Here is a 13,079-nt window from a genome sequence, read left to right on the forward strand (position 1 = left end):
GGTCACGGCCTCGGCGGAGGAGGCTCGTCGGCTGGTCTTCGGCGACACACCGGTCCGCTTCCCGATGGACACGCACGTCGTCGAGCGCTACGCCGACGCGAAGGGCGGCGAGTCCACGGAGTCCGACCTGGACGACGAGGACGGCCCGGAGTTCTGACGTCCTGACGCTGCGTCTGAAGCTGGGTGGAAGTGTTCGTCGGATGTCGTACACTCAGAGCCACGACAGTGTTCGATGATCACCGAACACTATGACTTCGCTGGGGGAAGTGCGAGATGCGTGCTGTTGTGTTCGACAAGCTGGGCGGCCCCGAGGTGCTCCGGGTCGTGGACCTTCCCGAGCCCGAGCCGGCCGAGGGCGAGGTCGCGATCGAGGTGCACTGGGCCGGCGTCAACTTCGCCGACGCCAAGGCCCGCTCGACCGGCTACCGGATCGAGTCCCTTCCGTTCCAGCCCGGTCTGGAGGTCTCCGGCACGGTCCGCGCCCTCGGCGCCGGTGTCACCGGCCTGACGGTCGGCCAGCGGGTCTTCGCCATGCTGAACCGCAAGGGCTACGCGGAGAGCGTCGTCGCCCCGGCGGCCACCACGTTCGCCGTGCCCGACTCCCTCGACCTGCGGGACGCGGCGGCGCTCGGCACCGTGCTCGCGACGGGCTACGCCCTCCTGCACGACGTGGCCCGGCTGCGCGAGGGCGAGACGGTGCTGGTCCAGGGCGCGGCCGGCGGCGTCGGCACGGTGACCGGCCAACTGGCCCGCGCCGCCGGGGCCGGACGGATCTTCGGCGTCGTCTCCCGTCCGGAGAAGGCCGCTCCCGCGAAGGAGTCCGGCTACGACGAGATCCTCGTCGGCGAGGACTTCGACGAGCAGGTGCTGCGCGCGACCGACGGCCGGGGCGTCGACATCGCCCTCGACCCCGTGGGCGGCGAGAGCTGGCGCCGCAGTGTCGCGGCGCTGGCCCGCTTCGGCCGTGCCGTCTCCTTCGGCAACGCGGGCGACGCGGCGGCGTGGAGCGCGGGCCTCGCCGAGCTCGCCCCGCGTGGCCTCTCGGTGGCCGGCTTCTCCATCCTCGGCCTCGCCGCCGCGGACCCGGCCCGCCTGCGCGTCCTCACCGAGCAGGCGTTCCGCGAGGCGCAGCGCGCGGACATCACCATCCCGGTCACGGGCGAGTTCGCCCTCGACGACGCGGCCGAGGCCCACCGCCTTCTGGAAAGCCGCACCAGCACCGGCAAGCTCCTCCTCCACACCCACTGACGGCTCACCGCCCCTCCCGCACAAGCCCTCCGAGCGGCGGCGGAGCGGCGGATCCCCGCAGGAGGCGGCGGGGCGACGGAGGGGCCGGTACCCCGCCAGGCCCCCAGGACCGCCTCGCAGCCAGGCCCCGGGCACGCCGCCCGAGGACCCACCAGCGCCTCCTGCCCGGCAAGCCCTGAGGGCGAGGCCCGCCCGCCAGGCCCCCATCGCGCCGCCAGACCCAGGCGGCGAAGCCTGCAGGGGCCCGGCGGGGCGACGGAGGGGCCGGTACCCCGCCAAGCCCCCAGGACCGCCCCGCAGCCAGGCTTCCCGGCCACGCCCGCCCGAGGACCGACCAGCCCCCTGCCCGGCAAGCCCGGAGGGCAAGGCCCGCACGCCAGGCCACCGTCGCGCCGCCAGACCCAGGCGGCGAAGCTGCGGGAGGCGACCGACGGCGCGCCGGCCTGCGCGGGTCGGTGCGGGACTCGGGTGTTGTGAGCCGCTGGCCGCAAAAGGGCCGCGTGAGTGGCATAGTCGGCTGGTGCTCCTCACCACGTCTCGCCTGCGGCTCTGTCTCGCGCCTCCGCCGTTCGACCCCAGCGGGTTCGAGTGGGTGGTGGAAGCGCCGGGCCCAGGGGTGTGGGAGCTGGCGGGGATCACCGCCAGCGCGGCGGAGGTCGGGTGGTACGTGCCGCCCTGGGGTCTCTTCGTGATCGTGCGCGGCGCGGACGACCAGGCGATCGGCGGGATCGGGTTCCACGGGCCGCCGACCGCGACGGGCGAGGTCGAGCTCGGGTACGAGCTCGCGCCCTCGGCGCGCGGGGTGGGGTACGCGACCGAGGCCGTGCGGGCCCTCTCCGCGCTCGCGCTGGAGCACTCGGAGGTCGGCGCCGTCACCGCGCGGACCGCGCCGGCGAACAGCGCCTCGCAGGCGGTCCTGCTCCGTGCGGGGTTCGCCCTGGTGCCCGTGCCTCCGGCGGACGGCATGGTCCACTTCCAGCTGAGCAAGGGCGGAGCCGGCTGAGCAAGGGCGGAGCCGGCTGAGCAAGGGCGGAGCCGGCTGGGCGAGGACTGAGCCAGGGCCGAACAGGCGGCCCGCACAAAGCGCCGCACAAAGCGCTGAACGAGGTGCCGACGGGCGGGCCGCGCCCGCGTTCCCGCTCCGGGGCCGCGCCTTTGAGCCGCTTCACCGATAACGGCTCGACACGCGGCGCACCCCCTTGCGTACGCTTGTCCGTGCAATGGGAACCCAGCAGCAGAACACCGCGTCCCCCCGTCCCCGCCGCCGCCCCGCGCACGCGTCCGCGCAGGCCTCCGCGCCGAGCGGGGACTTCGGCGCTCTGGCCGCCCGGCTGACCGGGCTCTCGCTCCGTGACGAGTCGCGGCTCGGGCGACGGCTCGAGGGTCTGCGGAAGGTGCGCGAGCCCGAGAAGCGCGAGCGCGTCCTCGCCTCCATCACCGCCGAGGTCGACGCCGCCGAGCTGCGGCTGGAGAGCCGCCGGGCGTCCGTGCCCACCCCGGCCTACCCGGAGGAGTTGCCGGTCAGCGGCCGCCGGGAGGACATCCTCGAGGCCATCCGCGATCACCAGGTCGTGATCATCGCCGGTGAGACCGGCTCCGGGAAGACGACCCAGATCCCCAAGATGTGCCTGGAGCTCGGCCGTGGCGTGCGCGGCCTGATCGGGCACACCCAGCCGCGCCGCATCGCGGCCCGCACGGTCGCCGAACGCGTCGCCGAGGAGCTCCGCACCGAGATCGGCGAGACCGTCGGCTGGAAGGTCCGCTTCACCGACCAGGTGAGCGAGCAGACCGCGATCAAGGTGATGACGGACGGCATCCTGCTGGCCGAGATCCAGAACGACCGGCAGCTGCGCCAGTACGACACGCTGATCATCGACGAGGCCCACGAGCGCAGCCTCAACATCGACTTCATCCTGGGCTACCTGCGGCAGCTGCTGCCCAAGCGCCCTGACCTCAAGGTGATCATCACCTCGGCCACCATCGACCCGGAGCGCTTCGCCCGCCACTTCGCGGACCCGCGCACCGGCAAGGACGCGCCGATCATCGAGGTCTCCGGCCGCACCTATCCCGTCGAGGTCCGCTACCGCCCGATCATCGACGACGGCGTCGACGAGGACGAGGACGGGAACGAGTCGGGCGGCGGCGGGATCGACCGGGACCGTGACCAGGTCCAGGCGATCGTCGACGCCGTCGACGAGCTCGGCCACGAGGGCCAGGGCGACATCCTTGTCTTCCTCTCCGGCGAGCGGGAGATCCGCGACACCGCCGAGGCCCTGGAGAAGGCCAGGCTCCGCAACACCGAGGTGGTGCCGCTCTACGCCCGGCTCTCCTCCGCCGAGCAGCACCGCGTCTTCCAGCCGCATACCGGCCGCCGGATCGTGCTGGCCACCAACGTCGCGGAGACCTCCCTCACCGTCCCAGGCATCCGCTACGTGATCGACCCGGGCACGGCCCGCATCTCCCGCTACAGCCATCGCACCAAGGTGCAGCGGCTGCCGATCGAGGCGGTCTCGCAGGCCAGCGCGAACCAGCGCAAGGGCCGCTGCGGCCGTACCAGCGACGGCATCTGCATCCGGCTCTACTCCGAGGAGGACTTCCTCTCCCGCCCGGAGTTCACCGACCCGGAGATCCTGCGCACCAACCTCGCCTCGGTCATCCTGCAGATGACGGCGGCCGGCCTGGGCGACATCTCCGCGTTCCCGTTCATAGAGCCGCCGGACCGCCGCAACATCAAGGACGGCATCGACCTGCTCCAGGAGCTGCACGCCCTGGAGAGCGATGCCGCGGCCCAGCAGGGCAAGGCGATGCGGCTCACGCCCATAGGCCGCAAGCTGGCCCAGCTGCCCGTCGACCCGCGCCTGGCCCGCATGGTGCTCGAGGCGGAGAAGAACGGCGTGATCCGCGAGGTCATGGTGATCGCCGCCGCCCTCTCCATCCAGGACCCGCGCGAGCGGCCCGTCGAGAAGCGCACCCACGCGGACCAGCTGCACGCCCGCTTCACCGACCCGACCTCGGACTTCCTCACCTACCTGAACCTCTGGCGCTACCTGAAGCAGCAGCAGAAGGTGCTCAGCAGCAGCCAGTTCCGGCGCATGTGCAAGGCCGAGTTCCTGAACTACCTGCGCATCCGCGAGTGGCAGGACATCGACGCGCAGCTGCGCCAGGTGGCCAAGTCCCTCGACGTGGACCTCGGCGCGGCGCACATGCCCGAGGAGGTCGACGGGGACGCCGTCCACCGCTCGCTGCTGTCCGGTCTGCTCTCGCACGTCGGCTCGAAGGACGCCGAGAAGCAGGAGTACTTCGGCGCGCGCGGCGCGAAGTTCGCCGTCTTCCCCGGGTCCGCCCTGTTCAAGAAGACGCCCGCCTGGGTGATGGCCGCCGAGCTGGTGGAGACCTCGCGTCTGTGGGCGCGGATCGCGGCCAAGGTCGAGCCGCAGTGGATCGAGGAGCTGGCCCAGCACCTGATCAAGCGCAACTACAGCGAGCCGCACTGGGAGAAGGACCGGGGCCAGGTCGTCGCCCTCGAGCGGGTCACCCTCTACGGGCTGACGCTCGTGGCGGGCCGCAAGGTCGGCTACGGGAAGATCGACCCGGAGCTGTCGCGCGAGCTGTTCATCCGCCGTGCGCTCGTCGAGGGCGACTGGCGCACCCACCACCGCTTCTTCCACGACAACCGCAAGCTGCTCGACGAGGTCGAGGAGCTGGAGAACCGCGCCCGGCGCCGCGACATCCTGGTCGACGAGGAGACCCTCTTCGACTTCTACGACCAGCGCGTGGGCCAGGAGGTCGTCTCGGCGGCCCACTTCGACAGCTGGTGGAAGAAGGCCCACCGGGCCAAGCCGGACCTGCTGACGTTCACCCCCGAACTGCTGGTCAACGACAGCGCCGAGGCCGTCACCGAGCGGGACTACCCGTCCGTGTGGCGCCAGGGCGACCTGGAACTGCCGCTCACCTACCAGTTCGAGCCGGGCACGGAGCAGGACGGCGTGACCGTCCACATCCCGCTGACCCTGCTCAACCAGGTGAAGCCGAGCGGCTTCGACTGGCAGATCCCGGGCCTGCGCGAGGAGCTGGTCACCGCGCTGATCCGCTCGCTGCCCAAGGCGCTGCGCCGCAACTTCGTCCCCGCGCCCGACTACGCCAGGCGCCTGCTGCAGACGCTGGCCGCGCATGTGGACGAGGCGGAGGAGAAGCCGCTGGTGGAGCTCCTCGAATGGGAACTGCACCGGCTGCGCGGCCTCCCGGTCCCCCGGGACAGCTGGAACCTGGAGGCGGTGCCCGACCACCTGCGGATCACCTTCCGCGTGGAGGACGAGCGCGGCCGCAAGCTGGCCGAGGCCAAGGACCTGGACCGGCTCAAGCTGGAGCTGAAGTCCCGCACTCAGCAGGCCATCGCCAAGGCGGCCGGTGGGCTGGAGAAGCGCGGACTGACCAAGTGGACCATCGGCGAGTTGCCGCACACCTTCGAGACCAAGCGCGGCAACCAGACCGTCAAGGGCTACCCGGCGCTGGTCGACGACGGCGACTCCGTCTCCGTGCAACTGCTCGACACCCCCTACGAGCAGCGGCGCGCGATGGTCGCGGGCACCCGGCGGCTGATCCTGCTGGGGGCGAACTCACCGATCAACTCGATCCAGTCGCGCCTCGGCAACGGCGCCAAGCTGGCGCTGGCCGCGAACCCGCACGGCAGCACCGAGGCGCTCTTCGCCGACTGCCTGGTGGCGGCCGCGGACAAGCTGATCGCCGACGCGGGCGGCCCGGCCTGGGACGGCGAGGACTTCGCCAAGCTCCGCGACCACGTACGCGGCGAGCTGTACGACGCGACGGCGGACGCGGTGGTGAAGACCGCCAACATCCTGGCCGTCCACCACCGGGTCCAGGAGCGTCTCAAGGGCATCGGCAACAGCCTCGCGCTGCTGACCGGCCTGACGGACGTCCGCACGCAGCTCAAGGAGCTGATCCACCCGGGCTTCGTCGCCGAGACCGGCCTGCGCCGCCTGCCGGACCTGCTGCGCTACCTCAAGGCCGTCGAACGCCGCCTGGTGAAGCTCCCCGACGACCCGGTCCGCGACCGCGACCGCACCAGCACCGTCATCCGGATGCAGGACGCCTACGCCGAGCTGCTGGCGGAGCTGCCGCCGGAGCGCCGCGACGAGGACGGCGTCCTGCAGATCCGCTGGATGATCGAGGAACTGCGGGTCAGCCTGTGGGCGCAGCCCCTGGGCACCCCGTACTCGATCTCCGAGCAGCGGATCCTGAAGGCCGTCGACGCCCTTCTGGCCTGACGGACACCCCGGATCGGGCCGGGAGCGCAGGCCTCCGGCCCGACCCGGCGCCCTGCCTCGAACCCGGCTCGACCGCGGGTCGACCTCGGCTCGGCCGCACTCTCCCGGCCGCGCGTGCCCCTGACGGCGCAAGCCCCTGCCCGTGTGCGGCCGTCCCGTCGTGAGCGTGGCGAAGGCGCTCCGAGCAGGGCCGTCGTCGGGGCGGGAACCTCGTACGAGCGGCCCGTCACGGGGGTCCCGGGAGCGGTCACGCGTCACACATGCCCGGTTTGCCGGGCCCGGTTCGGTAAACTCGACTCTCTTGTCACCAAGGGACGAGGGCCTGATGACCACCGCCACCACCGCCCAGCCCGCACCCGCCGCACCGACCGCGCTGTTCAGCGCGGGCGCGGGTGCGGCGACGCGTACCCTCGTGGACGTCCTCGACGCCACCGTTCGGGCCCACCCGAACGAGCCCGCGCTGGACGACGGACAGACGCAGCTGAGCTACCGCGCGCTCGCCGCGGCGGTCGAGGCGCAGCGCAGGCGACTGGTCGCGGCGGGCGTCCGCCCCGGCGACCGGATCGGGGTGCGGATCCCCTCGGGCACCAACGACCTCTACGTCGGCATCCTCGCCGTGCTCGCGGCCGGCGCAGCCTACGTGCCCGTCGACTTCGAGGACCCGGACGAGCGCGCGGCGCTCGTCTTCGGTGAGGCGGACGTCAGGGCGGTCATGGGCGCGGCGCACGAGTTGACGCTGCACCAGAAGCCCGAGCACGCCGCGCCGCAGGGGGCGCAGTCACCCGCGGGGCAGTCACAGGCCGTGCTGTCGCCGACCGTTCAGTCGCAGGCGGGGCTGTCACAGACCGTTCAGTCGCAGGCCGTGCCGTCGCAGGAGGTGCAGGACGCGCAGCCGCAGGCCGCTGCCGTGCCGCAGGCGGCGCAGTCGCCCGCGCCGCAGGCCGCCGGCCGTCCCATGCCCGAGCACGACGCGTGGATCATCTTCACCTCCGGCTCGACCGGCAAGCCCAAGGGCGTCGCGGTCACCCACCGCAGCGCCGCCGCCTTCGTCGACGCCGAGGCCGCGCTGTTCCTCCAGGAGGAGCCGATCGGGCCCGGCGACCGCGTCATGGCGGGGCTCTCCGTCGCGTTCGACGCCTCCTGCGAGGAGATGTGGCTGGCCTGGCGCCACGGCGCCTGCCTGGTGCCCGTGCCGCGTGCGCAGGTCCGCAGCGGCGCCGACCTCGGGCCGTGGCTGGTGGACCAGGAGATCACCGTCGTCTCCACCGTGCCGACCCTCGCCTCGCTGTGGCCCGCCGAGGCGCTCAGCGAGGTCCGGCTGCTGATCTTCGGCGGCGAGGCGTGCCCGCCCGAGCTGGTGGCCCGCCTGGTCACCGAGGGCCGCGAGGTGTGGAACACCTACGGACCGACCGAGGCCACCGTCGTCGCCTGCGCCGCGCTGATGGAGCGCGACCAGCCGGTCCGCATCGGCCTGCCGCTGGGCGGCTGGGAGCTGGCCGTCGTGGACGAGCGGGAGCAGCCGGTGGCGATCGGCGGCTCCGGCCAGCTCGTCATCGGCGGCCTGGGCCTGGCCCGCTACCTCGACCCGGCCAAGGACGCCGAGAAGTACGCGCCGCTTGCCTCGCTCGGCTGGGAGCGGGCGTACCGCAGCGGCGACCTGGTCCGCGCCGACGCCGAGGGGCTGGTCTTCCTCGGGCGCGCCGACGAGCAGGTCAAGCTCGGCGGCCGGCGCATCGAGCTGGGCGAGGTCGACGCCGGGCTGCAGGCCCTGCCCGGCGTCGCCGGCGCGGCCGCCGCCGTCCGCACCGCGCGCGGCGGCAACCAGCTGCTCGTCGGCTACGTCGTCACCGGTGAGGAGTGGAACCGCACCGAGGCGATCGAGCGGCTCCGCAAGGAGCTGCCCGCCGCACTCGTCCCGATCCTGGCCGTCGTGGACGACCTGCCGACGCGCACCTCCGGCAAGGTCGACCGCGACGCGCTGCCCTGGCCGCTGCCCGACGCCGGTCAGGACGAGGCCGCCGAACGCTTCGAGGGCACCGAGGCGTGGCTGGCCGAACGGTGGACCGAGATCCTCGGCGTGTCCGTGACCGGACACCAGGACGACTTCTTCGCGATCGGCGGCGGCAGCCTGGCCGCCGCGCGCCTGGCCACGCTGCTGCGCGAGCGCTACCCGTCCGTGGCCGTCCTCGACGTCTACGCCTACCCGACGCTGCGCAAGCAGGCCAAGCTGCTGGACCGCTCGGCCCGCACCGGCGGCGAGCAGCGCGTCATCACCCCGACACCGCGCCGCGCACAGGCGATCCAGCTGGCGCTGCTGGTGCCGCTCCTCACCCTGGTCGGACTGCGCTGGGGGACCGCCCTGCTGGCGCTGGGCAACGTCCTGCACTGGTTCGGACCGTACACCTGGGCACCGACAGCCTCCTGGTGGCTGGTCGGCTCCGCCGCGCTGCTGTTCTTCTCCCCGCCCGGGCGCATCGCGATCGCGGCCGGCGGCACGCGCCTGCTGCTGCGCGGCCTGACCCCGGGCACGTACCCGCGCGGCGGCTCCACGCACCTGCGGCTGTGGACCGCCGAGCGGCTCGCCGAGTTCAGCGGCGCGACCGAGCTCTCCGGCTCCTGGCTGATCCGCTACGGGCGCGCGCTCGGCGCGCGCATCGCCGAGGACGTGGACCTGCACTCGCTGCCGCCGGTCACCGGCATGCTCAAGCTCGGCCGCGGCTGCGCCGTCGAGTCCGAGGTGGACCTGGCCGGCTGGTGGCTGGACGGGGATCGGGTCGAGGTCGGCCCGATCAAGGTCGGCTCCCAGGCCGTGGTCGGCACCCGGACGGTGCTCTTCCCCGGCGCCCGCGTCGGCAAGCGCGCCGAGGTGGTGCCCGGTTCCGGCGTCACCGGCCAGATCCCGACCGGCCAGCGCTGGGGGGGCGTCCCGGCCGTCAAGCTCGGCAAGGCCGACCACGCCTGGCCCAAGCGCCGCCCGCCGCGTCATCTGCGCTGGTCGGCCGCCTACGGTGCCAGCGGAGCGTTCCTGACCCTGCTGCCGTTCCTCGCGGCCGCCCCGGCGGCGCTGATCGCCGCGCAGTTCGTCACCCCGGGCGAGGGCGGCGTCGCCGCCCTGCAAGGGGCGCTGCTCGCCGTCGTCCCCGCCGCCCTCGCCTACGGCGCGACCTACGCGCTGCTGGTGCTGGCCGGCGTCCGGCTGCTCAGCATCGGGCTGCGCACCGGACACCACCCCGTGCACGGCCGCGTCGGCTGGCAGGCGTGGACGGTCAGCCAGCTGATGGACGCCGCCCGGGACACCCTCTTCCCGCTCTACGCGGGCCTGGCCACCCCGATCTGGCTGCGGCTGCTCGGCATGAAGGTCGGCCGCGGCGCGGAGGTCTCCACCGTGCTGGCGCTGCCCAGCCTCACCAAGGTGGGCGACGGCGCGTTCCTCGCCGACGACACCCTGACCGCCCCGTACGAGCTGGGCGGCGGCTGGATGCGGATCGGCAAGGCCGAGATCGGCCGCCGCGCCTTCCTCGGCAACTCGGGCATGACCGGCCCGGGCCGCTCGGTCCCGGACGGCGGTCTCGTCGGTGTGCTGTCGGCCACGCCCAAGAAGGCCAAGAAGGGCTCCTCCTACCTGGGCCTGCCCCCGGTCCGCCTGCCGCGCTCCGCCGCGCAGTCCGACGAGGGGCTCACCTACGACCCGCCCGCGCGGCTGCTGTGGGCCCGCGGCCTGGTCGAGCTGTGCCGGCTGGTGCCCGTCTTCTTCTCCGCCGCGCTGGCGGTGCTCACCGGGGCGGCGCTGTGCGCGCTGTGGCAGAGCGGGTGGACTGTCCTCGCGGGCTTCGTCCTGCTCGGCTCGGGCGTGCTGGCCGCCGTCGTCGCGATCGCGGCGAAGTGGCTGCTGGTCGGCCGCTTCAAGGCGGTGGACCACCCGCTGTGGAGCGGCTTCGTGTGGCGCAACGAGCTGGCCGACACCTTCGTCGAGGTGCTGGCGGTGCCGTGGCTGGTCGGCCGGACCACCGGCACGCCCGTGATGACCACGTGGCTGCGTGCGATGGGCGTGGGCGTCGGACACGGCGTGTGGTGCGAGAGCTACTGGCTGCCGGAGTCCGATCTGGTCACCCTCGGGGACGGCGTCAGCGTCAACCGCGGCTGCGTGTTGCAGACCCATCTCTTCCACGACCGGATCATGCGCATGGATACTGTGATCCTCGATCAAGGAGCCACCCTTGGTCCGGGTGGCATCGTCCTCCCGGGCAGCCGGGTCGGGGCCAGGACCACGCTCGGACCGGCCTCGCTCGTCATGGGCGGCGAGTCGGTGCCTGCGGACACCCGCTGGCTCGGCAACCCGATCGAGGCGTGGCAGGACTGACACCTGCCCCGGGCGGGAAAAAGCGACGCACGGAAGCACAGCGGCAGGGAGCGGAACACCGGTGAGTCCCCGACAGGCCCGGCAGCAGCAGCACGCGACGGGCAGACCGGGCGTGCCCGAGATCGACCCGTACTTCCCGACCAGCGGCGACCCGCGCTACCACGTCCACCGCTACGAGATCGCGCTCGACTACCGTCCCGAGCCGAACCGCCTGGCCGGCTCGGCGCGCCTGAACGCCATAGCGGTGGAGGGCGGCGGCCCGCTCGCCGACTTCGCCCTGGACCTGGCCCCGGGCTTCCGCATCGGCCGGGTCCTGGTCAACGGCAAGGCCCCGCACTACGCCCACCGGGCGGGCAAGCTGCGGGTCCGCCCGGTCAAGCCACTGCTCCCCGGCGCGGCCTTCACCGTCGAGGTGCACTGGACGGGCAACCCGAAGCCCGTCCGCAGCCCCTGGGGCGGCATCGGCTGGGAGGAGCTGGACGAGGGCGCGCTCGTCGCCAGCCAGCCGACCGGCGCCCCTTCCTGGTACCCCTGCAACGACCGCCCGGCGGACAAGGCCTCGTACCAGATCTCGCTGACGACGCCCTCGTCCTACGCGGTGGCCATGGGCGGCCGACCGCTGACCCGGACGGTGAAGTCGTCCAGCACCACGTGGGTGTACGACCAGGCGGCGCCGACGGCGAGCTACCTGGTCGGCATCGCCATCGGCCAGTTGCACCAGATCCGCCTGGACGACCCGGACGCCGAGGGCGTGCCGCAGTTCGGCTGGGCGCCGCACCCCAAGGTGCCGGCCTTCGCCGCCGCGTTCTCACGGCAGCCGGAGATGATGCGGCTGTTCCAGGACCTGTTCGGCCCCTACCCCTTCGACCGCTACACCGCGGTCGTCGTCGACGAGGAACTGGACGTCCCCGTCGAGTCCCAGGCGATGGCCACCTTCGGCACCAACCACCTCGAGCCCGGCTGGCAGTCCGAGCGGATGGTCGCCCACGAGCTGGCCCACCAGTGGTTCGGCAACAGCCTCAGCGTCGCGGACTGGAGCCACATCTGGCTCAACGAGGGCTTCGCCAAGTACGCGGAGTGGCTCTGGTCCGAGGCCACGGGCGGCGCGCCGGCGGCGGAACGCGCCGTGAAGGCGTACCAGCTGCTCGTCACACTCCCCCAGGACCTGCGAATCGCGGACCCGGGGCGGCGCCTGATGTTCGACGACCGCCTCTACCAGCGCGGCGGCGTCACCGTCCACGCGCTGCGCGTGGCCCTGGGCGACGAGGCCTTCTTCCGCATGCTGCGGGACTGGACCCGCCTGCACCGGCACGGCGTGGTGAGCACGGACGCGTTCCGGTCCCACGTCCGCCGCTACACCGCGCAGCCGATCGACGGCCTGCTGCACGAGTGGCTCTACGACGCGGCCCTGCCGGCGTTCCCCCGGTAGCGCTACCGCGCGGCGAGTGCCGGCAGCAGCTTCTGCAGGATGTCGTGCAGGGCGTCGCGCTCCGCCTCGTCGAGGCGGTCGAGGGCGTCGTGGACGGACTTCATGTCCTCGCGGACGGCGAGGATCGCCGCGCGGCCCTCGTCCGTCGCGGTGACGATCTTGACGCGGCGGTCCTGCGGGCCCGCCTCCCGCCGGACCAGGCCGCGGGACTCGAGCCGGTCGACGATGCCGGTCACGTTCGACGCGTCGCAGACCAGCGCCTCGGCCAGGGCCCGCATGGGCAGCGGCGCGCGGACCGCCGCGCCCAGGACCTTGGCCTGGACGGGGGTCAGGCCCTGCCGGGCCGCGACGGCGGCGAAGTCCTGGTAGTACGCGCCGCCTACGGCCGCGATCACGTCCATCAACTCCGCCTTGCTGGTGCTCATGGAGTGAGTCTACGTCCGTGAAATTGATGACCTCAACTATCCGTGGTCGGTACAGGACGACTCCATGAAACCGATCCGGGGTCGCCCACGTCCCAGGAGGCATGACGACCGAGACGATCTGGACGGACATCCCGCCGGCGGTGCAGGCCGCGCGGGCGGACGCCGCTCGGCGGCGCAGCCGGAAGGCGGCACTGGCGGTGCTGATCTCCCTGGTCGCACTGGCCGGGCTCGCCGTGGGCTTCGTGCTGCTGCTCGGCGCGAGTGCGAGCGCGGTCGGCGGCTGCGGCGGCGGCTGAACCCGCCCCGGGGCGGGGGCCCGCGTGCCCCCCCCC

At 73.2% G+C, this 13,079-nt stretch carries 7 protein-coding genes; 6 read left to right on the forward strand and 1 reads right to left on the reverse strand.

From position 1 onward, the window contains the following. Positions 1–273 precede the first annotated feature (273 nt). From TR48_RS15855 to TR48_RS15875, 5 genes are all read left to right on the forward strand, one after another. Positions 274–1,248: a quinone oxidoreductase family protein gene (locus TR48_RS15855; protein ID WP_042367432.1), complete on the forward strand. Its 975-nt coding sequence runs from the start codon at positions 274–276 to the stop codon at positions 1,246–1,248. Between the two features lie 520 nt (positions 1,249–1,768). Beyond that, positions 1,769–2,251, forward strand: a complete 483-nt coding sequence (locus tag TR48_RS43260) for a GNAT family N-acetyltransferase (protein ID WP_161789840.1) — start codon at positions 1,769–1,771, stop codon at positions 2,249–2,251. Positions 2,252–2,468: 217 nt separating this feature from the next. Further along, positions 2,469–6,533 (forward strand): ATP-dependent RNA helicase HrpA, encoded by a 4,065-nt coding sequence (gene hrpA, locus TR48_RS15865; RefSeq protein ID WP_084729470.1) that lies wholly within the window; start codon positions 2,469–2,471, stop codon positions 6,531–6,533. A 325-nt stretch (positions 6,534–6,858) separates the two neighbouring features. Then, positions 6,859–10,893, forward strand: coding sequence for a Pls/PosA family non-ribosomal peptide synthetase (locus TR48_RS15870; protein ID WP_042367434.1), 4,035 nt, complete (start codon positions 6,859–6,861; stop codon positions 10,891–10,893). Between the two features lie 112 nt (positions 10,894–11,005). Beyond that, positions 11,006–12,322, forward strand: a complete 1,317-nt coding sequence (locus TR48_RS15875; RefSeq protein ID WP_042367545.1) for a M1 family metallopeptidase — start codon at positions 11,006–11,008, stop codon at positions 12,320–12,322. Positions 12,323–12,324: 2 nt separating this feature from the next. Here the strand turns inward: TR48_RS15875 and TR48_RS15880 are convergent, their stop codons facing one another. Then, entirely contained in the window at positions 12,325–12,747 is a 423-nt protein-coding gene (locus TR48_RS15880; protein ID WP_042367436.1) for a MarR family winged helix-turn-helix transcriptional regulator, read from the reverse strand. A 101-nt stretch (positions 12,748–12,848) separates the two neighbouring features. Here TR48_RS15880 and TR48_RS15885 point away from each other — a divergent pair, with 101 nt between their 5' ends. Further along, a complete protein-coding gene (locus TR48_RS15885) occupies positions 12,849–13,043 on the forward strand; it encodes a hypothetical protein (RefSeq protein ID WP_042367437.1) in 195 nt (64 codons plus the stop codon). Positions 13,044–13,079: the final 36 nt, after the last annotated feature.

This window comes from Streptacidiphilus neutrinimicus (assembly GCF_000787815.1).
In the GTDB taxonomy this organism is placed as follows: Bacteria; Actinomycetota; Actinomycetes; order Streptomycetales; family Streptomycetaceae; genus Streptacidiphilus; species Streptacidiphilus neutrinimicus.

What these genes read in the sequence shown, in the direction of transcription:
- TR48_RS15885 (WP_042367437.1), top strand. Translation starts at nt 12,849, where the DNA reads ATGACGACCGAGACGATCTGGACGGACATCCCGCCGGCGGTGCAGGCC.
- TR48_RS15880 (WP_042367436.1), bottom strand. Translation starts at nt 12,747, where the DNA reads ATGAGCACCAGCAAGGCGGAGTTGATGGACGTGATCGCGGCCGTAGGC.
- TR48_RS15870 (WP_042367434.1), top strand. Translation starts at nt 6,859, where the DNA reads ATGACCACCGCCACCACCGCCCAGCCCGCACCCGCCGCACCGACCGCG.
- hrpA (WP_084729470.1), top strand. Translation starts at nt 2,469, where the DNA reads ATGGGAACCCAGCAGCAGAACACCGCGTCCCCCCGTCCCCGCCGCCGC.
- TR48_RS15855 (WP_042367432.1), top strand. Translation starts at nt 274, where the DNA reads ATGCGTGCTGTTGTGTTCGACAAGCTGGGCGGCCCCGAGGTGCTCCGG.